Raw genomic sequence first — 21,948 nt, 5'->3', positions numbered from 1 at the left:
TCATGTCCAGCGATACGCCCGATAGCCTGATCCCCTACGACGAGATCGTGCAGGAAGCCCTGCGCGCCGTGGTCGGCCGGGTACTCGGTTCGATCGTCAGCAGCGGAAGCACGCTGCCGGGCGCGCACCACTTCTACATCACCTTCAAGACGGGGGCACCGGGGGTCAACATCCCGCCGCATCTGCGCGAACGCTTCCCCGATGAAATGACCATCGTGCTCCAGAACAAGTTCTGGGATCTCGAGGTCGGGCCGCAAAGCTTCTCGGTCAGCCTGACCTTCAACCAGGTGCCGGCCAAGCTGGTGATTCCCTTTGCCGCGATCACGGCCTTCGTCGATCCGGCGGTCGATTTCGGGCTGCAATTCCAGGCCGCTGTCGAGGAGCTGGAGCCCGAAGCGCACGAGGACGCCGAAAACGATGGCCCCGATGGTGACGGGGACGGCGACGGCTCGAACGTCGTCACGATCGATTTCGGCCGCAAGAAATAGGCGCGATGGCGCGGGGCAAGCGGGCCATCAAGGGCAAAACCGACGAGGCCGAAACGCCGGCCGGCCCGGGCGGCGTGCCGCTCCCCAGCCCTAGCGCTGCTACCAATCTCATCATTGCCGACATCGTCCTGCGCGCCGCGGGCGGTTTCATCCGCGACCGGATGGAAAAGGGGATGCTGGTCAAATCCTATGACAGCGCCAAGGCGGAGCGGCTGGTCGATGGCCGCTCGCTGGTGAGCAGTGCCGCCCTGCTGGGTGCAAGCCGCCTCGCCCGCCGCTCCCCACTGGGGCTTGCGGTGGTGGCGGGGGGGCTGGCGGCCAAGGTGCTCTATGATCGCGGCAAGCAGATCGAATTGCGGCGCCGCGCGCGCAAGGCGAAGGCCAAGCCGGACGAGCCGCAAGCCTAGCCCCTCTTGATTTGTGCGCCCCTGATGGTGCAACGGGACCTATGGGCGACACCTCACACACTTCTGCCGACCATCTCCACCGACGGGGACTGATGTTCGTTCTCTCCTCGCCCTCGGGCGCGGGGAAGACCACCTTGTCGCGGATGCTGCTGGAACGGGATAGCGAGATCAGGCTGTCGGTCTCGGCCACCACCCGCCCGCCGCGTCCCGGCGAAATCGACGGTGTGCATTACCACTTCGTCTCCGCGGACGAGTTCCAGCGGATGATCGACGAGGACGATTTCTACGAATGGGCCGAGGTGTTCGGCCACCGCTATGGCACGCCCAAAGGCCGCATCCGTGCGGCGCTGAAAGAAGGGCAGGACTTCCTGTTCGATATCGACTGGCAGGGCACGCAGCAACTTTACCAGAAAGATCAGCAGGATGTGGTGCGGGTGTTCATCTTGCCGCCCTCGATCGAGGAACTGCACCGCCGCCTCCAGAACCGCGCCACCGACAGCGCCGAGGTGATCGCCGCGCGCATGGAACGCGCCCGCGCCGAGATCAGCCACTGGGACGGCTATGACTATGTCATCGTCAATGATGATGTCGAAGTTTGCTTCGACAAGGTCCGCGCGATCCTTGATGCCGAACGCATGAAGCGCGCCCGCCAGACCGGGCTGATCCCGTTTGTGCGCGGGTTGATGGCGTAACGCCGTAAGCCCCCCCTTGCCGGCAATGTTCCACGTGGAACATTGCCCTGTAGGGCACGATTTCGGGGTCTAGAGGGGGCCTAAGGGGGGTCTAGCCGAGCCTGACCCCCGCCTGTCCCCTCTGATCAATGCCCGCCCGAAGGATCGGCGAAGTGGCTCGGCAGGTGGGCGTTGACCACGCCGCCATCGACCGTCAGCGTCTCGCCCACCACGTAATCGCCCGCGCGGCTGCACAGGTAGATCGCGGCGGCCGCCATGTCCTCGGCCGTGCCGATGCGCTTGGCCGGGATGCCCGCGGCCGAGGTATCGGGCGCATCCTTCGCCGCCTTGTTCATCTCCGAGGGGAACGCCCCCGGCGCGATCGAGGTGACGACGATATTGTCCTGGATCAGCCGCGCGGCCATGCGCCGGGTCAGCTGGATCACGCCCGCCTTGGAAGCCTGATAGGCATAGGTCTCCCACGGGTTGATCCGCTGTCCGTCAATCGACGAAACGTGGATCACCTTGGCCGGATGGCCGTGCTTGCCGCCTTCGACCAGCAGGTCATGCAGCTTCTGGGTGAGGAAAAACGGCGTCTTGACGTTCAAGTCCATCGTCCGGTGCCAGCCGGCTTCCGAGAACTCGAGGTAAGGCTGCCCCCACGCCGCGCCGGCGTTGTTGATGAGGATATCGAGCCGAGTCTCGCGCGCCTTCATTTCGTTGGCGAGCGCCACCATGCCGTCCATCTGGCTGAGATCGGCGGGGATGCCGATGACCTTGTCGGCGCCGAATTCTTCAATGGTCGCCTGCATCTGCTCGATCTTGCGCGCCGAGATGTAGACCCGCGCACAGCCCGCTGCGAGCAGGCCTTCGACGAACATCTTGCCGATCCCGCGGCTGCCACCGGTGACAAGCGCAATGCGGCCTTCAAGGCTGAAAAGTGATTGAATGTCCATAAAGAAAACCTCTTACGTCTTCCCGGGCTTGACCCGGGATCCCGCTGCCTTGTTCCCCGCCGCGAGAAGGAAGCGGGACCCCGGATCAAGTCCGGGGAGACGATGTTCGTCTAGTATCCACTCAATTCGGCCACGCGGTTGGCGTGGTAATAGGCATCGCCCAGGAATTCGGCCAGCGCACGGTCGCGCTTCATGTAGAGGCCGATGTCGTATTCGTCGGTCATGCCGATGCCGCCGTGCATCTGCACGCCTTCCTGCACCGCGAGGCGCGCGGTCTTGGCGACCTTGGCCTTGGCAACGCTCGCCATCAGCTCGGCGCTCGGCGCGCCGGCATCGAGCAGTTGCTGCGCCTTGATGGTGACAGCGCGGGCGATCTCGACTTCGGAATAGAGGTGGCTGGCGCGGTGCTGGAGCGCCTGGAACTCGCCGATCAGCTTGCCGAACTGCTTGCGCTGCTTGAGGTAGGTGACGGTCATGTCCATCGCCCCGCGGGCAACGCCCACGCCTTCCGCCGCCGCGCCGACACGGCCTGCGAGCAGCATGGCATCGAGCACGGCGCGCCCGCCGTCGATCTCGCCGATCACGGCATCGCCATCGAGCTCCACGCCGTCGAACTTCGTGTGGGTCGCCATCGAGCTATCGACCAGCCGCACCGCGTCATGGCTCATCCCGGCCGCGTCCTTGGGGACGGCGAACAGGGTGATCCCGTCAGCATCCTCGTCCGATCCGCTGGTGCGCGCGGCGACCACGATCATGTCGGAACTGGCACCCTGAATGACGAAGCTCTTGGCGCCCGTCAGGCGGAAGCCGTTGCCCGATTTTTCGGCGCGGGTGGTGATGCGCTGCGGGCGGTGCTTGGCGGTCTCGTCGATCGCCACGGCAAACACAGAGTCGCCCGCGATAAGGCCAGGGAGGTAGCGGCCCTTGAGGTCGTTCGAGCCGTGCTTCAGCGCAGTCGCGGCCAGCACCGAGGAGGTCAGGAACGGCGAAGGTGTGAGGTTGCGGCCGATTTCCTCGAGCACGATCCCGGCTTCGACATGGCCCATGCCGAGCCCGCCGTCAGCCTCGTCCACCAGCATGCCGGTGAAGCCCATTTCGGCCATCTGCTTCCACAGGCCGTGGCCGAAACCGTCCTTGCAATTGCGGTCGCGCCAGTGGCGCAGCTGCTTGGCGATATTGCCTTCTTCGGCCATGAAACCGGCCGCGGTGTCGGCGAGCATCGCCTGATCTTCGTTGTGATACAGGGGCATTGGTTTTCCCTCTCCCGAAATTCTGTTCACCCCGCCCCGGGCTTGACCCGGGGCCCCGCTTTCTTGCTCTTGGCAAAAAGGCAGCGGGGTCCCGGATCAAGCCCGGGACTGGGTTGGTTGATTGCTCTCTTACGCCCCCGGCAGATCAAGGATGCGCTTGGAAATCACGTTGAGCATGACTTCCGAGGTGCCGCCTTCGATCGAGTTGGCCTTGGTCCGCAGCCAGCTGCGCGAAGGCTTGCCGCCCTCGGTCGCTTCGCTTTCCCACTCGAGGCTGCGCGAACCGCCGACCGCCATCACCAGTTCGTGGCGGCGCTTGTTCAGCTCGGTGCCGGCATATTTCATCATGTTCGGCTGCGCGGGGTGCGCCTTGCCGACCTTGATCTCGTCGAGGAACTTCTCGCCCATCGCGGTATAGGCCAGCGCATCGACATCGAACATCGCGAGTTCGGCGCGCAGCACCGGATCAAGCTCGTCGCCGAGCCGCGCGGCATGGCGCTTCATCGCCGCGCCGATCCCGGCGGTGCGATCCCCGCCATCCGCGCCCGAAATCATCTCGCGTTCGTGGCCGAGCAGATACTTGGCAACATCCCAGCCGCGGTTGATGGTGCCGACATAGGCGGGCACATCATCGCCGTAGGACTTGGGCACCTTCACATTGTCGAAGAAGGTTTCGCAGAAGGGCGAATTGCCGCTGATCAGCTTGATCGGCTTGGTCGTCACCCCTTCGCTCGCCATGTCGTAGAGCATGAAGGTGATGCCGCCGTACTTGTTCTCCTTGTCGGTGCGGACAAGGCAGAAAATCCAGTCAGCGTGATCGGCGTAGGAGGTCCAGATCTTCTGGCCGTTCACCACCCAGTGATCGCCCTTGTCTTCGCCGTAGGTCTGCAAGGAGACGAGGTCCGAACCCGAACCCGGTTCCGAATAGCCCTGGCACCAGCGGATTTCGCCGCGCGCGATTTCATTGAGGAAGCGCTGCTTCTGGCCTTCGGTGCCGAAGTGCAGCAGCGCCGGGCCGAGCATCCAGATACCGAAAGAGGACAGCGGCGGGCGCGCGCCGATGCGGCCCATTTCCTCGCGCAGCACCTTGGCTTCGGCCGGGCTGAGCCCCGCGCCGCCATATTCCTTGGGCCACGACGGCACGGTGTAGCCCTTGGCAACGCAAGCCTCGAGCCAGGCCTTCTGCGCGTCGTTCTTGAAGGTGGCGCGGCGGCCGCCCCAATAGACATCGTCCTCGTCACGCACGGGCTGGCGCATTTCCGGCGGGCAGTTCGCTTCCAGCCACGCGCGGGTTTCGCTGCGGAATGTTTCCAGATCGGCCATGCCGACTCTCCTCTCATCAAGCTCCCAATTGACGCTTACGTTAGTGGCAATTGAGCAAGCCCTGCAAGCGCTCTTCGCGCGTGCCTTGATGCCGTAGCGTCAGGTCGGCGCGATTGACGGGAGGCATAATCGGTCTAGGTTCGAAACTGAAAAAGGGAGAGTGAAATTGGCCGGATTCGCTGAGGTGGCACAGGACCGCAGGGCAAGCCGCGCATGAACCTTCCCGCCGCGCCGAAGGTCCCCTTCCGGATGAAGCTCGCCTATGGTTCCGGGGCGATTGCCTACGGGATCAAGGACAATGGCTTCGCGGTCTTCCTGCTGATCTTCTACAATCAGGTGATCGGCCTGCCTGCCAATCTGGTAGGGCTGGCGGTGATGGTGGCCCTGATCATCGATGCCTTTGTCGATCCGGTGATCGGCCACCTGAGTGATCGCACCAACACCCGCTGGGGGCGGCGGCATCCGTGGCTCTATGCCTCGATCATCCCGGTCGGCCTGTCGTGGTTCCTGCTCTGGAACCCACCCGATTGGGGACAGACCGGCACGCTGATCTACCTGATCCTGTCGTCCATTCTGGTGCGCACCGCGATTGCGCTGAACGAAGTGCCCTCGCTGGCGATGCTGCCCGAAATCACGCAGGATTATCACGAGCGCACCGATGTGATCCGATACCGCTTTCTGTTCGGCTGGGTGGGCGGGCTCTTCCTGCTGTGGCTGGCCTATGCGGTGTTCCTTGCCCCGACCCCGGATCAGCCCGCCGGACTGCTGCGGCGCGAGGGCTATGATGCCTATGCCTGGTCGGGCGTGATCATGATGATGGCCGCGATCCTTACCGTCGCGCTGGGCACGCATCGCGCGCTGGCAAAGCCGCCCGCCAAGCTGCCCCCGCGCCTGCCGCTGAGGGAGGAATTGCGGGCGATGGGCCGCACATTGCGCAACCCGGCCTTCCTGACGCTGATGGGCGCGGGCGTGTTCGCCTATGCCAACCAGGGTCTCAATTTTGCGACCAGCACCTATATGCAGACCTATGTGTGGGAGTTTCCGCGCTGGGCGCTGGCGACCTGGCCGATCACTCTGTTGGTCGGCGTTGCGCTCGCCTTCGTGATCGCGCCGCCCGTGTCGCGGCGCTGGGGCAAGAAGCACGCGGCGGCCGGGATGGCGGCGCTGGGCGTGGTGTTCGGCCTTGCGCCTTACGCGCTGCGCCTTGCCGGGCTGTTCCCGGCCAATGGCGCTCCGGCCACCTTGCCGCTGTTCCTGCTGTTTACCACGCTCGCCACGTCCTTCGCGGTTGCCACGATGATGCTGGTGGGATCGATGCTGGCCGATGTGGTCGAGGATTCCGAGATGCGGACGGGCCACCGCGAGGAAGGGCTGTTCTTCGCGGGCAATCTGTTCATGCAGAAATGCGTGACCGGGATCGGCACCTTTGCCGCCGGCATCCTGATCAGCGCGGCCGGTTTTCCCGATAATGCCGCGCCGGGCATGGTCGAACCCGCCGTGATCGAGCGTCTGATGCTGTGGTTCACGATTATCACCGCGCTGTTCATCGGCGGGGCGGTGCTGGTGTTCCTGCGCTTTCCCTTGGGAGAGGCGGACCATGCGGAACGGCTGGCCAGGCTGCGCGGCGAACACCCGCCCGCGACCCACAAATGAGAGCTTGGCGGGTGGCCAAGGCTCTGCCACGGTCGCCCGCAGATTCGAAGATTTCTAGGACGAGAGAGGAACACCCCCATGGATTTCGAACCCACCGAACGCCAGGCGTATTGGGCGGGCCGTGTGCGCGATTTCATCGAGACGCACGTGCGCCCAAACATGGATGTCTACAAGAAGCAGGACGCCGAGGGTGACCGCTGGAAGGTGATCCAGATCATCGAGGACAAGAAGAAGCTGGCCAAGGAAGCGGGCATCTGGAACCTGTTCATGCCGCCACGCAATGACAGCCACCACCATGTCGACGAGACCTTCGAATTCGAAGGCCCGGGCCTCACCAACCTCGAATACGCGCTGTGCGCCGAGGAAATGGGCCGCATCGGCTGGGCTTCGGAAGTTTTCAACTGCTCCGCGCCCGACACCGGCAACATGGAAGTGTTTCACCGCTACGGCACCCGCGAGCAGAAGGAGCAGTGGCTGCGTCCGCTGATGAACGGCGAGATCCGTTCGGCCTTCCTGATGACCGAGCCCTACACCGCCTCGTCCGACGCGACCAATATCGAGACCCGCATCGAGCGCGATGGCGATCACTATGTGATCAACGGGCGCAAGTGGTGGTCTTCGGGCCTCGGCGATCCGCGCTGCAAGGTCGCGATCGTGATGGGCAAGACCGATTTCTCGGCCCAGCGCCACGCACAGCAATCGATGATCCTGATGCCGATCGACGCGCCGGGCGTGAACATCATCCGCCACCTGCCGGTGTTCGGCTATGACGATGCCCCGCACGGCCACATGGAAGTCGAGATGAAGGACGTGCGCGTCCCCGTCGAGAACATTCTGCTGGGCGAAGGGCGCGGGTTCGAGATCGCGCAAGGCCGCCTCGGGCCGGGCCGCATCCACCACTGCATGCGCACCATCGGCGTCGCTGAAGAGGCGCTCGCCAAGATGTGCCGCCGCCTGCAAGAGCGCGAAGCCTTCGGCAAGCCGGTCTACAAGCACTCGGTCTGGGAAGAGCGCGTGGCGCGCGCCCGCATCGATATCGACATGACCCGCCTGCTCTGCCTCAAGGCGGCCGACATGATGGACAAGGTCGGCAACAAGGCGGCCAAGCAGGAAATCGCGATGATCAAGGTGCAGGCGCCTAACATGGCCCTGAAGATCATCGACGATGCGATCCAGGCCCACGGCGGCGGCGGCGTGTCGGAAGACTACGGCCTCGCCTCGGCCTATGCCCATCAGCGCACCCTGCGCCTGGCCGACGGGCCGGACGAAGTCCACGCCCGCTCGATCGCCCACATGGAGTTCGCCAAGCACGCGCCCGTTCCGGGGCCGACGGCAAACGCCCTGCGCGGCGATCACGGGCGCGCGGTCAACGACACCGGCAGCTTCAGCTCGGGCGACATGGGCGTCGCACGGTAAGTCACCGACTCTAGACCGTTCGTGTCGAGCGAAGTCGAGACACGCTCGCACGAACGGTTCTCGACTGCGCTCGAACCGAACGGAAAGAATAGACTATGGCAAAAGCCGCCATCCTTGAACAACCCGGTCAGGGCCTCCGCATTGCCGAGGTGACCTATGCCGCCCCCGGCCCGCACGAAGTGCTGATCGACACCAAGGCCTGCGGGCTGTGCCATTCCGATCTGCACTTCATCGACGGCCATTATCCCCACGCCCTGCCCTGCATTCCGGGGCACGAGGCGGCGGGCGTGGTGCGCGCGGTGGGATCGGAAGTGAAGACGGTGAAGCCGGGCGATCACGTTGTCTCGTGCCTCTCGGCCTTCTGCGGGCATTGCGAGTTCTGTGTCACCGGCCGCATGGCGCTGTGCATGGGGGCCGACACCCGCCGCATGAAGGGTGATGCCGCACGCATCAGCTTCGCCGATGGTTCGCCGGTCAACCAGATGCTCAATCTTTCGGCCCTGTCCGAACAGATGCTGATCCACGAACACGCCTGCGTTTCCATCGACAAGGATATGCCCTTCGATCGGGCAGCGCTGCTCGGCTGCGCGGTGACGACGGGCGCGGGGACGATCTTCAACGCCTGCAAGGTGACGCCGGGCGAAACCGTGCTGGTGGTCGGCTGCGGCGGGGTGGGCCTAGCCGCGATCAACGCCGCCAAGATCGCTGGCGCGGGCAAGATCATCGCTGCCGATCCGCTGCCTGAAAAGCGGGCACTCGCCGAAGTGCTGGGCGCGACCCACACGGTCGATGCGCTCGCCGAAGATGCCGCCAAGCAGATCATCGCCATTTCGAACGGCGGGGTCGATTGGGGGATCGAGGCGGTGGGCCGTCAGGCCTCGGCCGATCTCGCGGTCGCATCGCTGCGGCGCGGGGGGACGGCGGTGATCCTCGGCATGATGCCCTTGGACTGCAAGGTCGGGCTTTCGGCGTTTGACCTGCTCGGCGGCAAGAAGCTGATGGGCGCGCTGATGGGGATGAACCACTTCCCCGTCGATCTGCCGCGCCTCGTTGACTTCTACCTGCGCGGTCTGCTCGATCTCGACACGATCATCGCCGAGCGTATCCCGCTCGAGCGCGTGAACGAAGGCTTCAACACAATGCGCGCTGGCAATGCCGCCCGCACCGTGGTGGTGTTCGACTGATGGATATCGATTTCGACAAGGAAATGGTCGGCACGGTCGAAGTGACCGAGAAGGACGCGCTCGACCTCGCCTCGCTGACCCGCTGGTTCGAAGCCCATGTCGAAGGCTTCGAAGGCCCGATCAGCTACACCAAGTTCAAGGGCGGCCAGTCGAACCCGACCTACCGGATCGATACGCCCGCGACCTCCTACGTGCTGCGCCGTCAGCCGTTCGGCAAACTGCTGCCATCGGCACACGCGGTGGACCGCGAATATGCGGCGATGACCGGCCTGTACCCGACCGGCTTCCCCGTCCCGCGCACCTACGGCCTGTGCGAGGACGTGGACGTGATCGGCGCCAAGTTCTTCGTGATGAGCATGGCCGATGGCCGCAGCTTGTGGAACGGCGCGCTCCCCGGGATGGAGCCGGACGAGCGCCGCGCGATCTATCACGCGCTGATCGACACCATGGCCGACCTGCACCTCAACCAGCCCGACCAGATCGGGATGGGCGATTACGGCAAGCCGACCGATTACTGCGCGCGCCAGATTGCCCGCTGGACCAAGCAGTACAAGCTCTCCGAAACCGAGCTGATGCCGGAGATGGAGCGGCTGATCGAATGGCTCCCCCAAACCATCCCGCCGCAGCATGGCTCGTCGGTGGTGCATGGCGACTACCGGCTCGACAACGTGATCTTCCACAAGACCGAACCCCGCATCATCGCGGTGCTCGACTGGGAGCTGTCGACGCTGGGCGATCCTATCGCGGACTTCAGCTACCTGATGCTCAACTGGCACAACCCCGCCGATGGCCGTGCGGGGCTCTTGGGTCTGGATATCGAAGCGCTCGGTATTCCTTCGCAGGAAGAGGCGGTCGCCCGCTATGTCGCGCGCACCGGCTATCCGGTGCCGCCGATGGACTGGTACTTCGCCTATAACCTGTTCCGGCTGGCGGGGATCATGCAGGGCATCAAGAAGCGCGTGATCGACGGCACCGCCTCCAGCGCCCATGCCCAAGCCATGAGCGACCGCGTGCGCCCGCTCGCCGAACGCGCTTATCACTTCGCGCTCGCCGCCGGGATGCCTGCCTAAAAACCGGGCACGCCTGCGAGGTTTACGTATGCCTGCCCGCTTCGTGTGCAGCGCGTGCTTGCCGCTGCCCGCAAGGACAGCTAGGCGCGCGCTCGTAACCTGACGCTGGAGAACGCGCATGACCGATACGCTGATCGCCGCCATCGAAGCCGCGTGGGAAAACCGCGCCGCGATCACCCCTGCGGACACCGATGTGGCCGCTGCGGTCGATCAGGCGCTGGCGCTGCTCGATTCCGGGGCAGCGCGCGTTGCCCAGCCTGACGGCAATGGCGGCTGGCAGGTCAACCAGTGGCTCAAGAAGGCGGTGCTGCTGAGCTTCCGCCTCAATGATAACGGCGTGATCGATGGCGGCGCGGCGAGCGCACCGGCGTATGACAAGGTGCCGCTGAAGTTCACCGGCTGGGGCGAAAACCGCTTCCGCGAAGCCGGCTTCCGCGTGGTGCCGGGCGCGGTCGTGCGTCGCGGGGCGCACATCTCCAAGGGCGCGGTGCTGATGCCGAGCTTCGTCAACATCGGCGCCTACGTTGGCGAGAACACCATGATCGACACCTGGGCCACCGTCGGCTCGTGCGCGCAGATCGGCGCGAACGTCCACATTTCGGGCGGCGCGGGGATCGGCGGGGTGCTTGAACCGCTCCAGGCCGAACCGGTGATCATCGGCGACAACGCCTTCATCGGCGCGCGCGCGGAAGTGGCCGAAGGCGTTCGCGTGGGCGAAGGCGCGGTGCTCTCGATGGGTGTCTATCTCGGCGCCTCGACCAAGATCGTCGATCGTGCCACCGGCAAGGTCTACATGGGCGAAGTGCCGCCCTATGCGGTGGTCGTCCCCGGCTCGATGCCCGGAAAAGCCCTGCCCGATGGCACGATGGGGCCGAGCCTTTACTGCGCGGTGATCGTCAAGACAGTCGATGCGCAGACCCGCTCCAAGACCGGCATCAACGAGCTGCTCAGGGACTGATCGGGAACCATCTGCCTCGCCCGGGATTGGTTGACGTTACGGAAGGTGTTTCCGTAACGTCAAAAGACAAGCGGGGAGAGTGGAAATGGCCGATCAGAACGAAGCGATCCACATCAATGACGAAGACGCCCGCGCTGCGGTGAGCAATACGGGCCTGCGCTATGTGCTGGGCTTCAGCCTCGCCTTCGCGGTAATCGCGATGAGCCTGGTGTGGATCATCCCGGCCCTCGCGCACGCGCACTGAGGCTTACGGCGCCGCCGGTGCGGGCGGGTTGATCAAGGTCTCGAGCGGCGGCTGACCCGCCACGCTCGCGGCATAGGCTTCCGCCTCGCGCATCACGCGCAGGATGTTGCGGCTGGCAATCAGTTCCAGTTCGACCTGCGAATAGCCGCGCCGCGCCAGTTCGGCGAACAGCAGCGGATAGCCGCGCACGTCCTCGAAGCCCACGGGGCCGCTCGGCATCCCGTCAAAATCCCCGCCGATGCCGATATGCTCGACACCCGCAATCTTGCGGATGTGATCGATATGATCGGCCATCTGCGCGATGGTCGCGCGGGGTTCAGGGTTGGCCTTGTCCCACGCCGCCATCCCCGCTGCCACCGCGGCGGGCTGCCCTTGGAGCAGCGCCTTCAGCCGCGCCGTCTCGGCCTCGCGCTTGGCCGTCCATTGCCGCACCGGCTCGCTGATGAAGCGCGGCAGCGCCACCACCATCACCACCCCGCCGTTCTGCGGCAGGCGGGCCAGCACGCTGTCGGGCACGTTGCGCGGATGGCCGTTGATCGCGCGCGCACCCGAATGGCTGAAGATCACCGGCGCCGTCGCCACGTCCAGCGCGTCCATCATCGTCGCTTCGCTGACGTGGGAGAGATCGACCAGCATCCCCAGCCGGTTCATCTCGCGCACCACATCTTTGCCGAAATCGGTGAGGCCGTCGTGCTTCGGATTGTCGGTCGCCGCATCGGCCCAGGGAGTGTTGCTGTTATGGGTCAGCGTCATGTAGCGCGCACCCAGCGCATGGAGCTGGCGCAGCACGCCCAGGCTCGATCCGATCGAATGGCCGCCCTCCATCCCGAGCAGCGAGGCGACCTTGCCTTCGGCCATTGCGCGTTCGACCTGATCGGCGGTGGTGGCGAAGCGCAGGCCTTGCGGATAGCGCGCGATCAGCCGCTTGGTCACGTCGATCTGCTCGATCACCTCCTGCACCGCTTCGGGCTCGTCGGGGTTGGACGGGACATAGACCGACCAGAACTGCGCGCCGACCTTGCCCTCCTTCAGCCGCGCAAGATCGGTGTGCATCGGGCGGCCTTCGGGGTGCCCCTCGCCCGTATCAGTCGTATCCTCGAAATCGAAGGCATTGATCTGGTTTGCCACGCGGTCGCGCAGCTGGTTGGGCACATCGTTATGCCCGTCGAACACCGGCGCGGCCTCGAGCGCGGCATTGGCGGTGGCGGTGGCGGGATCGACCGGAGCGGGAGCCTGCTGCGCGGCGAGCGGGCTCGCCAGCGTGAGCGCAGCCGCAAGGGCGGCAAGCGAAGGCGCGAAAAGTTGCATGGGGTAGGCTCCCGAAGCTAGAGCGCCTGCACACACAGGCAAGGAATGGATGATGGGTGATAGCGCGGCCAGGCTGATCGAACAATTGGGCCTTGCCGCCCATCCCGAGGGTGGGTGGTACAAGGAAACCTGGCGCGGCGAAGCCGGGCCGGATGGCCGCGCGGGCGGCACCGCCATCATCTTTCTGCTGCGCGCCGGAGAGGCTTCGCACTGGCACACGGTCGATGCCGCCGAGCTGTGGCTGTGGCAGGCGGGCGATCCGGTCGAACTGCGCCTGTCCGCCAGCGATGCCGGCCCCGCGCGCTCGGTCATCCTCGGGACCGATGTGGCGGCAGGCCAGCACTTGCAGGGCCTCGTCACGCCGGGCGAATGGCAGGCGGCGCGTCCCTTTGGCGAGCCGCGCTTCGGCTACAGCCTCGTGTCCTGCGTGGTTGTGCCGGGGTTCGATTTTGCGGGCTTCCGGCTCGCCGAACCGGGCTGGGAACCGGGCCAGGGACAGGGCGCTTGACCCGCAGTATCCTGCGCTGGGTGCTGGCGGCCTTTTACCTGCTCGCCGGGGTGATCCATCTGGTGAGGCCCGAGCCTTTCCTCGCCATCACGCCCGCATGGGTGCCAGCGCCCTACACGGTGGTGGTGCTGACCGGCGTTGCCGAGATCCTCGGCGCGATCGGGCTGGTGCAGCCTGTCTCGGCGCCGCTGCGCCGCGCGGCGGGATGGGGGCTGGCGCTTTATGCGCTGTGCGTGTGGCCGGCGAACATCAACCACTTCATCATGGATATGGCGCGGCCCGATGGCGGGCTGGGGCTTGGCTACCACGTGCCGCGCATGATCGCGCAGCCGGTGATCATCTGGCTCGCCTGGTGGGTCAGCCGCGACCCGCCCGCCGCCTGAAACACGAAACAAAACGGCGCGCGAACCCTGAGGGAACGCGCGCCGCCTTGAACCATCACGCCCGAAGGCGCGAGTGCCAGATTACTTGAGGTGCTTCGAGACCGCAGCGGTCATCTTGAACATCGAGATCTGGGCGTTGCCGATCACGGCGCCAAGCTTGGCGTCGGGATTGATCTGACGCTTGTCGGTCTTGTCCTGAAGGCCGTTGGCCTTGATGTATTCCCAGACCTTCGAGGTCACCTGTGCGCGGGTCATCGGGCCCTTGCCGATCACAGCTTCGAGATCACCCGAAAGCGTCACCGGCTTCTGCAGTGCGTTGGTCGTGCCAGCCATCTTCTACTCCCTTGTCATAGTGGCAGGTTAATCAATCTCATCTTCTTCCCAGCCCGCATCGTCCTCGCCGCCCGTATAGGAAGCGTGGAGCACTGCGCAGGCGGTAATCGTCCCTTGCAGTGCAGCGAGCAGTTCCGCTCGCCCCGCGCCCGGCATCAGCACGAGCGGCAGGTCGGTAGCGAACATCTGAAACAGGTAATGGCGTGTCTCGCCTTCGGGCGGATCGGGCAGCAGCCATTCGGAATTGCCGAAAGCGTTCTTGCCGGTGCGCGGGGGCACTTCGCCTTCGAGCAGCTTGGCGCGCTGGCCCGGCAGGCCCCACACCAGCCAGTGGCACGCGGGCTCGGCCGCCTTGGACGAGGCTTCCTCGACCACCAGCACAAGCTCCTGCGTGCCTGGGGGCGGCGCGCTCCATTCGAGCGGCGGGGCGACCGCATCTTCCTCGTCGGCGGTGAAGCTCGCGTCGAGTTCTTCGCCGGCGCGGAAGGCCGGGCTGGTCAGCGCAAAACCGCCACGCGCCATCGCCTGCGCCGAGCCCAGCTTCGCAACGGCGAGGCCGGGATGGCGCGCGGACGCGGGCACGTGCGATGCCAGCCAGTCCGGGAAATCAGGCATGATTCTGTCGCTTCATCCCCGCCGTGCTAGTCCAGCGCGGGGCAAGAAACGAGGCTTGCAAGGGGAGTTTTCGCCGGATTCTGCGGAAAACCCTGCAAATGCAGGCCGAATTGCCCCCGTTTCGCGGCTTTCCGCAGGCTTTGCGACCCGCAATCCTTGCTCTTGGCCTGAGAGGGCTGCATCTTTCGCGCCCCGCGCGCCGTTATCTTGAGGCGTCGCATCTGAGCCGAAAACCGGAGTTGTGCCCCGTGTCGAACGTCGCCCGCAGCCTCTTGAGCAGCGTTCTCGCCTTCAGCCTTGTCGCCTGCGGTGGCGGCGGATCATCGGGCACCCCGCCGATCGGTGGTGGCGGACCGACCCCTTCCCCGACTCCGACCCCGACGGGCTGCGGGCTGGCCGCGCAGCAGGACTTTGCCGACCGCGTGCTCAACGAATGGTATCTGTTCCCCGATCTGCTGGCCGCTGCCAATCCGGCAAACTTCGGCAGCGTGCAGGCTTTCCTCGATGCCCGCGTCGCCCCGGCCCGCGCCCAGAACCGCGACCGCTTCTTCACCTTCGCCACCTCGATTGCCGAAGAGAACGCGTTGATCAATTCCGGCTCGAGCGCGGGCTTCGGCATCCGCCTGGCCTATGACACCTCTGCGAGCCGGGTGTTCGTGATGGAAGCCTTCGAAGGCGCGAACGGCCTCGCCGCCGGGCTCGACCGCGGCAGCGAGATCATCGCAATCGGCACCGATGCGGCGAACATGCAGACGGTCACCAGCCTGTTCGCGAGCGGGGGCACGCAGGCGGTGGTCAACGCGCTTGGCCCCTCCACCCCGGGCACCACACGGGTGCTGCGCTTTGTCCAGCCGGGCGGCGCTGTGGTCGAACGCAGCATCACCAAGACCGAATTCTCGCTCGATCCGGTGTCCGACCGCTACGGCGCGCTGATCCTCAATGATGGGACCAAGCGGGTCGGCTATCTCAATCTCAGAACCTTCATCGTCTCGGATGCTGCCAACCAGCTGCGCACCGCCTTCGGCCAGTTCGGCGCACAGGGCGTGAGAGAGCTGATCATCGATTTGCGTTACAATGGCGGCGGATTGGTGAGCGTGGCCGATACGATGGGCGACCTGATGGGTTCGGGCCGCGTCGGTCAGGTGTGGAGCCGCACCGTGCTACGCCCGTCAAAGGCAAGCGAGAACACCACCCGCACCTTCCGCAGCGAGGCCAACGCCATCGCGCCGACCCGCATCGCCTTCATCACCACGGGATCCAGCGCCTCGGCGAGCGAGCTGGTGGTCAATTCGATGATCCCTTACCTCGGCACCAGCATGGCGCTGGTGGGCGGCAATTCCTTCGGCAAGCCGGTCGGGCAGGCCGGGTTCGACCTTGCCGCCTGCGACTTGCGGGTGCGTGCGGTGACCTTCCAGACGGTAAATGCCGCAGGGCAGGGCGAATACTTCACCGGCCTCGCCAGCGTGGTGCCCAATACCTGCCGCGCGGGCGACGACATCACTCGCCCGCTCGGCGATCCGCGCGAGGCCTCGATCGCGGCGGCGCTCGATTTCCTCGGCGGGCGGACCTGCACCGCGTTCACCAGCGCGAACCAGATCAAGACCGCCGGCGCGATGACCGAAGGCCAGCGCGAACGTATCGGGCTCGATCTGCCGGATCGCGAGGCGCTGATGCCGGAGCAGCCCAACGCCGCCCAGCGCGACAATCCGGGGCTGTTCTAAAGCCCTCTTACAACCCCTGCGGGACAGTCTCGAACCCGGGAATATCGCCCAGATCGACCCAGTCCTGCTTGCTCTTGGTGTAGCAGTGGAAGGCGGGCTTCAGGATGCTGGTATCGTCCAGCGTCCCGGCCTTGATGAACATCATTCCCGGCGGGCTGTCGACGCGGGTGAAGACGGGCGAACCGCAGGTGCCGCAGAACTGGCGGCGCACGGTCGCACCGCTATCGCCGGTGTCGTTATAGGTGGTGAGCTCGCCCGTATGGCTAACCGCGTCGATCGGCACGCCGACGATGACAGAAAGGCTGCTGCCCGCCTGCCGCTGGCAGTTCTTGCAATGGCAGGTAACGCACAGCAGCGGGTCGCTCTCGCAGGTGTAGCGCACCTTTCCGCAAAGGCAGCCTCCGGTCATGGTCATGGTCTCTCTCCCCTTTGCCCGGTCAAGGCGCCTCGGCCCCGGTGAACGGCTGCTTGGTGGTATAGCCACAGCCTGCGAATGTCTCCCCGCCGAAAGCGATAGTGGCGACGAAGGGGAAGCTCCGGTCGCTCATCCCGTCGCTGCACGTCCCCGGGGTCAGCGTGGCGGTAAGCGGCTTGCCATCGAGCGTGCCGGTGAAGCCAAGCCCGCCGTTTCCGGCAAAGCGGGTGACGGTGAAGGCGGTGCCCGGCTGGCGTTCGGGCGTGGTCCAGACCCCCTTTGTGCCCTCGATCTTGAGGTTCCAGAACGGCTCGGTGCCGAGCAGAGTGACGACCTCCTCGGGCGCGACGGCATCGAAGGTCTGGCCCTTGGGATCGATGCCATCGGTCTTCGCGGGGGTGCAAGCGGCGAGCATCAGCGCGGCGGTGAGCAGAAGAGGGCGGGGCATCGGGGTATTCTCCTTGGGCATTCAGGATAGGCCGGAACCATGCCTGCGCCAAGGCATTGCCCGCGCATGGACTTTGCCCCCACCCGCGCGGCCGCGCTTGCCCGCCTCGCCCGGTTTCTCCCCGCCGCTGGCCGCCACTATGCCGAAACCCGCAACGCCGATGACGGCCCGCGCGCCGAGGGACGCGGCAATGTCAGCCAGCTTTCGCCGTGGCTCCATGGGGGCCTGATCGGAGAGCGCGAGGTGCTCGAAGCGGTGCTCGGCCAGCATTCCCCGCGCGCCGCAGAGAAGTTCATCGCCGAGGTGTTCTGGCGGATCTACTTCAAGGGCTATCTCGAACAGCGCCCCGCGATCTGGGACGATTACCGCGCGGGCCGCGATGCTGCGCTGGCTGCGCTTGAGCGCAATGCGGGCCTCCGCACTGCCTATGCGCAAGCGACCGAGGGCCGCACCGGGATCGCCGCTTTCGACGTGTGGGCCAAGGAGCTGGTGGAGACCGGCTACCTCCACAACCACGCCCGGATGTGGTTTGCGAGCATCTGGATCTTCACCCTGAAGCTCGACTGGCGGCTCGGCGCGGACTTCTTCCTGCGGCACCTGATGGATGGGGATGCGGCCTCGAACACGCTGTCGTGGCGCTGGGTCGCGGGGCTGCATACCAAGGGCAAGCACTACCTCGCGCGGGAGGATAATATCGCGCGCTACACCGCTGGCCGCCCCGAAGGCGCGCTTACAGCCGTCGGGCTGGCCGGGAATGCCGAGCCGCTTAGCGAAGCGCAGGATTATCCGCGCCAGAAGCTCAATCTGCCCGCGCCGGTAACAGCCGACGATCTGGCGCGGCCCTTCGCGCTGCTGCTGCATGACGAGGCGACGCACCACCTGCCCCTCGCCCTGCCTGCCGTGCCTTCGCTGGTGATTGGTGCGGCGCGGCCCGAGGCGCGCTCACCGGGCGCAGTGGGAGAGCCTGCGCCGCGCTTTGCGCGCGGCGCGGTGGCGAGCGGGATGGCCGAGGTTTCGGCGGCTTTCGGGTGCCGGGCGGTGGAATGGCGCGCGGGCGAGCCGCTGGCACCGCTGCTGGCGCAGGCGGGGGTGGAGCGGATCGCGCTCGCCTATCTTCCGGCGGGATGGACGCGCGATGCGCTGATGCCCGATCTCGCGCCGCTGATGGCCGAGGGGCGCGTCGTCACGCTGCTCGGCGATCTTGCGCGCGCGACTTGGCCGCACGCCAAGGCGGGGTTTTTCGGAGTGGCCAAGCAGATCGATGCGCTGCTCGGAGAATGCGGGATTGCGGGCGGCTAGTAGAGCATCGCGCGGAAAAGTGGGCACCGGTTTTCCGCGAAAGCGATGCGACAACAAGAGCCCAACCTAAAGAGCGGTTTCCGCCGCAGCGAGGCTCTCTGCCGCGCGGCGCTCGGCGCGCACGCGGTCAGCCTTGACGCGTTCCTCGGTGGTCTTGCGCGCCTGCTCTGCCAGCCCGCGCCACGTCTTTTCCGACCGCAGCTCGCGATCGCGCACATTGTCGAGCGTCGCCAGCTTGGCGAGCGCCGCCGCTTCGTCGGCGCGTTCGCAGTAGAATTCGTAGGTCTGGGCCATCGGGGTATCCTGCCGGGAGAGGGGGAGGCGGGAGTCAGGGGTGGCGGCAGGACGCACAGCGCGCCCTGCCCCCGGTATCGTGTCAGTCAGCAGCCGACAGGTTCACGGCGCTTTCCTTGCCGTTACGACCCTTTTCGAGTTCGTAGTTCAGACGCTGGTCCTTATCGAGCGAGTGCATGCCAGCGGCCTGCACGGCGGTGATGTGGACGAAGCTGTCCGACGAGCCATCGTCGGGCTGGATGAAGCCATAGCCCTTGTCGGTGTTGAAGAACTTCACGGTTCCGGTCTTGCTCATCGGGTGTTCCTTTCAAGAACAATCAGTTGTCCTGCCGCGATATGCGACAAGGTTAGTGCGTTATCGTCCGATGAAAGGAAGTCGTCGTCTGGTTTACGCCGGGGCCGGAGGTTGAAACCGATGGCAAGCGGCGGAGCACAAATTTCGAAGTCCGTCGCAAATTTCGACGTCAGCGGCGGCCATGTAGCACGGTTTGGGGCGAACGCCTAATCGGGGCGGGCCTGAGGGGGCCAAGAGGGGGTCTAAGGGGGGTCTAGAGGGGGTCTAGGAGGGGTCTAAAGGGGGCCTGAACGGGGCTGGCGGGGCCTGGATCGCGATGTTCCACGGCCAATCATCTGATTTTACGCCACTTGTTGTTTTCCACGCCCGAACCGCAAAGCCAAATGGCCGAAAGAGTGTCCCGCGCAGGCGGTGCGAGGGGCGCGGGGAGCGGTTAGCGAGGGCGGAGCGGGGACGGATCACGCTGGCGAGAATGACGCCGGGGTGGGGGTTAGGAAAGGGGCGTGCCCTTTCCAACACTTAGATATCAGAATAAAAAGGCATATGAACTATTCAGACATCGTTTCGGCCGGGCTGTCTGGCATCCACCGTCTAATCGAAAACGGCACCGAAGAAAGCTACCAGCTCGACTTCAAACGCAAAGCCAACCCGCACTCACCAATTTTAGACAAAGAAGACAGGCAAAATCTCGGTGCCGCAGCATCTGGATTCGCAAATGCTGAAGGTGGCATATTAATCTTCGGCGTAGGCACAAAAAATCATGGCGGCATTGATCGTGCCAGCGAAATTTTTGCAATTCAGCAAGTCGAAGTGGCAGCCGATCATTTTCGAGCCTATCTATTGGAGTGCGTTAGTCCGCCAATAGATGATACCGAGATTTCCGCCTTAGCGGATATCGACGGATCAGGGGTTATTGTCATTCACATCCCCAAGGGCAAACAACGTCCTCACATGAGCCGTGCCACCAACCACCATAGATTTTACCGCCGGACAGCAGATCGCTTTGAGGCAATGGAGCGTTACGAAATAGAGGAAATGTTTAGGCTTATATCTCACCCAGAATTGGATCTTGTATTCGAATATGAGCCTTCTGGATCAATTGGAGGAAATCCTCATTCGAAGCTATTTTTTGGTCTAGAGAATAACTCCAGAACAATCGCAAAATTTCCTTACATATCAATAGATGGCATTTATAATGGGCCTAACGTTTCCAATTTCGGACTGGACGGCAATGGCAACACTCCTTGGCCCAGAAGGCCTAGCCGATATCCTAGCGAGATCGTTTTTTCTGGTGGGGCCGATGCAGTAATTCACCCTGGTCAAGTCATAATGATTTCATATTTCGACTATCTTCACAACCATACCGAACGCACCCATAAGTGGTCAGCCGCTTCACTAGCTGATCATAACAATTTTTCTTTATTAATATCGTTCGGCTGTGAAAATTTTGAAAGACAAAGGAGAGAAATTGTATTTAGCCAAGATTCTCTAATTTATCAACAACAACCGTATATCCACGTAGTCATGTGAATTTTAGGAAATTCGTTTTTAGCACTGATTCATCATTTTCAATTTCCCTATTTTCGTGATTCAGATTATTTCATTCCAAATACAAAGTTTATCATTTCAATTCGCCGCTGCTTTTTGCGAAAAGAAGATAGGGAAAAACGCCCTTCGCCCCTCCACTACCTGCGGTGCCCCCTCCCCTTGCACGGGAGGATTCCCAGACCTTTGGCTTCATCACCCCACCCCAATCCCCCTCACCACAGTTTGCGCTCGCCGCAGGGTCGCTTATGGCGTCACCCATGCAGCTCACACATCTTCGCGATCTGGCGGTCGATGCACCGCTAGCCTCCGGTCACGCATTTCTGTCTTCTGCGAGCGGGATGGTGGTGTGCGGCGACGCGCTCTACGTCGTTGCCGACGATGCCCGGCATCTTGGGGTGTTCGATCTTGCGACGATGGAGCCGGGACGGCTGGTGCCGCTGATCGCGGGCGATCTGCCGCGTGATGCGGCTGCGCGCAAGAAGCTGAAGCCCGATTTCGAAATCCTGCTCGCGCTTCCCTGTGAAGGTCGGGCAGACGCAGCGGGCACCCGCCTGCTCGCGGTCGGCTCCGGATCGACGGCGCGGCGGATGCGCGGCGCGGTGATCGATCTACCTGGCAGCGTCCGCCTGATCGATCTGCAAGCGCTGTTTGCCGCGATTGCACCGCTGGTGCCCGAGACCAATCTGGAGGGCGCAGTGCTGCGGGGGGACGAACTGCTGCTGTTCAATCGCGGCAACATGGAACACCCTGCCTCGCAGATCATCGGCGTACCGCTGGCGGCGCTGCTCGATGGCGGGCCCCTCGCGGCGATCCTGCATGCGGAGCTTGCGTTGCCGGATGTCGCCGGCGTTCCCCTGACGGTGACCGATGCCTGCCTGCTCGCAAACGGCGAGATCCTGCTGTCCACCGTCGCCGAGGCCACCGACAACAGCTATGCCGATGGCGCGCTGGTCGGTGCGGCGATTGTTGCGCTCGGTGCGGATTTGCAGGTGCGGGCCATCGCGCCGCTGGAACCGCCCCTGAAGGTCGAAGGCCTGTCGGCGCAGATCATGCCGGACGGCGTGCATCTGCTGTGCGTGACGGACGCGGACGATCCCGATCAGGCCTCCGGGTTGTTCGCGGCGCGGTGGGAGCGCGTGGGGGAGCGCGGGGGCTGAATAG

25 protein-coding genes are annotated in these 21,948 nt (G+C 64.5%); 15 read left to right on the top strand and 10 right to left on the bottom strand.

Annotated elements, in window-relative coordinates; genetic code table 11:
- Positions 1 to 2: 2 nt before the first annotated feature.
- From BG023_RS04755 to gmk, 3 genes are read left to right on the top strand one after another with little or no spacing between them, the layout of a single operon-like run.
- Positions 3 to 488, top strand: a complete 486-nt coding sequence (locus BG023_RS04755; RefSeq protein ID WP_069309440.1) for an SspB family protein — start codon at positions 3 to 5, stop codon at positions 486 to 488.
- Positions 489 to 493: 5 nt separating this feature from the next.
- Complete coding sequence (locus BG023_RS04750) at positions 494 to 895, top strand: hypothetical protein (RefSeq protein WP_069309439.1); 402 nt, start codon at positions 494 to 496, stop codon at positions 893 to 895.
- Positions 896 to 936: 41 nt separating this feature from the next.
- Positions 937 to 1,587 carry a guanylate kinase gene (gene gmk, locus BG023_RS04745; RefSeq protein WP_069309438.1) on the top strand — a complete coding sequence of 217 codons (651 nt, stop codon included), beginning with the start codon at positions 937 to 939 and terminating at the stop codon, positions 1,585 to 1,587.
- A gap of 125 nt (positions 1,588 to 1,712) precedes the next feature.
- On the opposite strand, the gene BG023_RS04740 is transcribed toward gmk, so the two are convergent.
- The 3 genes from BG023_RS04740 to BG023_RS04730 form a co-directional block, all read right to left on the bottom strand.
- Entirely contained in the window at positions 1,713 to 2,522 is an 810-nt protein-coding gene (locus BG023_RS04740; protein WP_069309437.1) for an SDR family oxidoreductase, read from the bottom strand.
- Positions 2,523 to 2,632: 110 nt separating this feature from the next.
- Positions 2,633 to 3,772 (bottom strand): acyl-CoA dehydrogenase family protein, encoded by a 1,140-nt coding sequence (locus tag BG023_RS04735; protein WP_069309436.1) that lies wholly within the window; start codon positions 3,770 to 3,772, stop codon positions 2,633 to 2,635.
- Between the two features lie 129 nt (positions 3,773 to 3,901).
- Positions 3,902 to 5,095, bottom strand: coding sequence for an acyl-CoA dehydrogenase family protein (locus BG023_RS04730; RefSeq protein WP_069309435.1), 1,194 nt, complete (start codon positions 5,093 to 5,095; stop codon positions 3,902 to 3,904).
- A 213-nt stretch (positions 5,096 to 5,308) separates the two neighbouring features.
- Here BG023_RS04730 and BG023_RS04725 point away from each other — a divergent pair, with 213 nt between their 5' ends.
- The 6 genes from BG023_RS04725 to BG023_RS14850 all read left to right on the top strand — a co-directional run bounded on the left by BG023_RS04725 (position 5,309) and on the right by BG023_RS14850 (position 11,620).
- A complete protein-coding gene (locus BG023_RS04725; RefSeq protein WP_233993077.1) occupies positions 5,309 to 6,748 on the top strand; it encodes an MFS transporter in 1,440 nt (479 codons plus the stop codon).
- Between the two features lie 78 nt (positions 6,749 to 6,826).
- A complete protein-coding gene (locus tag BG023_RS04720; RefSeq protein WP_069309434.1) occupies positions 6,827 to 8,164 on the top strand; it encodes an acyl-CoA dehydrogenase family protein in 1,338 nt (445 codons plus the stop codon).
- Positions 8,165 to 8,259: 95 nt separating this feature from the next.
- Positions 8,260 to 9,348 (top strand): Zn-dependent alcohol dehydrogenase, encoded by a 1,089-nt coding sequence (locus BG023_RS04715; protein ID WP_069309433.1) that lies wholly within the window; start codon positions 8,260 to 8,262, stop codon positions 9,346 to 9,348.
- On the top strand, positions 9,348 to 10,418 hold the full coding sequence (locus tag BG023_RS04710; RefSeq protein ID WP_069309432.1) for a phosphotransferase family protein: 1,071 nt from the start codon (positions 9,348 to 9,350) through the stop codon (positions 10,416 to 10,418). The genes BG023_RS04715 and BG023_RS04710 overlap by 1 nt, the downstream gene beginning before the upstream one ends.
- A gap of 118 nt (positions 10,419 to 10,536) precedes the next feature.
- On the top strand, positions 10,537 to 11,376 hold the full coding sequence (gene dapD / locus BG023_RS04705; RefSeq protein ID WP_069309431.1) for a 2,3,4,5-tetrahydropyridine-2,6-dicarboxylate N-succinyltransferase: 840 nt from the start codon (positions 10,537 to 10,539) through the stop codon (positions 11,374 to 11,376).
- A gap of 85 nt (positions 11,377 to 11,461) precedes the next feature.
- Positions 11,462 to 11,620, top strand: coding sequence for a hypothetical protein (locus BG023_RS14850; protein ID WP_190315811.1), 159 nt, complete (start codon positions 11,462 to 11,464; stop codon positions 11,618 to 11,620).
- A 3-nt stretch (positions 11,621 to 11,623) separates the two neighbouring features.
- Here the strand turns inward: BG023_RS14850 and BG023_RS04700 are convergent, their stop codons facing one another.
- Positions 11,624 to 12,928, bottom strand: a complete 1,305-nt coding sequence (locus BG023_RS04700) for a dipeptidase (protein ID WP_069309430.1) — start codon at positions 12,926 to 12,928, stop codon at positions 11,624 to 11,626.
- A 52-nt stretch (positions 12,929 to 12,980) separates the two neighbouring features.
- Here BG023_RS04700 and BG023_RS04695 point away from each other — a divergent pair, with 52 nt between their 5' ends.
- Entirely contained in the window at positions 12,981 to 13,436 is a 456-nt protein-coding gene (locus BG023_RS04695) for a cupin domain-containing protein (protein WP_069311132.1), read from the top strand.
- Positions 13,433 to 13,819: a DoxX family protein gene (locus BG023_RS04690; protein WP_069309429.1), complete on the top strand. Its 387-nt coding sequence runs from the start codon at positions 13,433 to 13,435 to the stop codon at positions 13,817 to 13,819. The genes BG023_RS04695 and BG023_RS04690 overlap by 4 nt, the downstream gene beginning before the upstream one ends.
- A gap of 81 nt (positions 13,820 to 13,900) precedes the next feature.
- Here BG023_RS04690 and BG023_RS04685 read toward each other — a convergent pair whose 3' ends face one another.
- Positions 13,901 to 14,152 carry an SWIB/MDM2 domain-containing protein gene (locus tag BG023_RS04685; RefSeq protein WP_069309428.1) on the bottom strand — a complete coding sequence of 84 codons (252 nt, stop codon included), beginning with the start codon at positions 14,150 to 14,152 and terminating at the stop codon, positions 13,901 to 13,903.
- Positions 14,153 to 14,179: 27 nt separating this feature from the next.
- Positions 14,180 to 14,767 carry a YbhB/YbcL family Raf kinase inhibitor-like protein gene (locus BG023_RS04680; protein ID WP_069309427.1) on the bottom strand — a complete coding sequence of 196 codons (588 nt, stop codon included), beginning with the start codon at positions 14,765 to 14,767 and terminating at the stop codon, positions 14,180 to 14,182.
- A 248-nt stretch (positions 14,768 to 15,015) separates the two neighbouring features.
- On the opposite strand from BG023_RS04680, the gene BG023_RS04675 reads away from it, so the two are divergent.
- On the top strand, positions 15,016 to 16,488 hold the full coding sequence (locus tag BG023_RS04675; protein WP_069309426.1) for a S41 family peptidase: 1,473 nt from the start codon (positions 15,016 to 15,018) through the stop codon (positions 16,486 to 16,488).
- 7 nt (positions 16,489 to 16,495) lie between these two features.
- Here BG023_RS04675 and BG023_RS04670 read toward each other — a convergent pair whose 3' ends face one another.
- Both BG023_RS04670 and BG023_RS04665 read right to left on the bottom strand, forming a co-directional pair.
- Positions 16,496 to 16,903: a GFA family protein gene (locus BG023_RS04670; RefSeq protein ID WP_069309425.1), complete on the bottom strand. Its 408-nt coding sequence runs from the start codon at positions 16,901 to 16,903 to the stop codon at positions 16,496 to 16,498.
- Positions 16,904 to 16,925: 22 nt separating this feature from the next.
- Positions 16,926 to 17,351 (bottom strand): COG3650 family protein, encoded by a 426-nt coding sequence (locus tag BG023_RS04665; protein ID WP_083234752.1) that lies wholly within the window; start codon positions 17,349 to 17,351, stop codon positions 16,926 to 16,928.
- Between the two features lie 66 nt (positions 17,352 to 17,417).
- Here BG023_RS04665 and BG023_RS04660 point away from each other — a divergent pair, with 66 nt between their 5' ends.
- On the top strand, positions 17,418 to 18,650 hold the full coding sequence (locus BG023_RS04660) for an FAD-binding domain-containing protein (RefSeq protein WP_069309423.1): 1,233 nt from the start codon (positions 17,418 to 17,420) through the stop codon (positions 18,648 to 18,650).
- A 66-nt stretch (positions 18,651 to 18,716) separates the two neighbouring features.
- On the opposite strand, the gene BG023_RS04655 is transcribed toward BG023_RS04660, so the two are convergent.
- Both BG023_RS04655 and BG023_RS04650 read right to left on the bottom strand, forming a co-directional pair.
- Entirely contained in the window at positions 18,717 to 18,944 is a 228-nt protein-coding gene (locus BG023_RS04655) for a hypothetical protein (protein WP_069309422.1), read from the bottom strand.
- An 82-nt stretch (positions 18,945 to 19,026) separates the two neighbouring features.
- Positions 19,027 to 19,239 (bottom strand): cold-shock protein, encoded by a 213-nt coding sequence (locus tag BG023_RS04650; RefSeq protein WP_069309421.1) that lies wholly within the window; start codon positions 19,237 to 19,239, stop codon positions 19,027 to 19,029.
- 543 nt (positions 19,240 to 19,782) lie between these two features.
- On the opposite strand from BG023_RS04650, the gene BG023_RS14385 reads away from it, so the two are divergent.
- Both BG023_RS14385 and BG023_RS04645 read left to right on the top strand, forming a co-directional pair.
- The gene (locus tag BG023_RS14385) at positions 19,783 to 20,769 is read left to right on the top strand and encodes an AlbA family DNA-binding domain-containing protein (RefSeq protein WP_083234536.1); all 987 of its coding nucleotides are present in this window, start codon (positions 19,783 to 19,785) and stop codon (positions 20,767 to 20,769) included.
- A 275-nt stretch (positions 20,770 to 21,044) separates the two neighbouring features.
- On the top strand, positions 21,045 to 21,944 hold the full coding sequence (locus tag BG023_RS04645; protein WP_069309420.1) for a DUF6929 family protein: 900 nt from the start codon (positions 21,045 to 21,047) through the stop codon (positions 21,942 to 21,944).
- Positions 21,945 to 21,948 lie beyond the last annotated feature (4 nt).

The organism is Porphyrobacter sp. LM 6, from assembly GCF_001720465.1.
Classification (GTDB): Bacteria; Pseudomonadota; Alphaproteobacteria; order Sphingomonadales; family Sphingomonadaceae; genus Erythrobacter.
The sequence above is the reverse complement of the archived record's forward strand: the minus strand, read 5'-3'. Positions and strand labels throughout refer to the sequence as shown.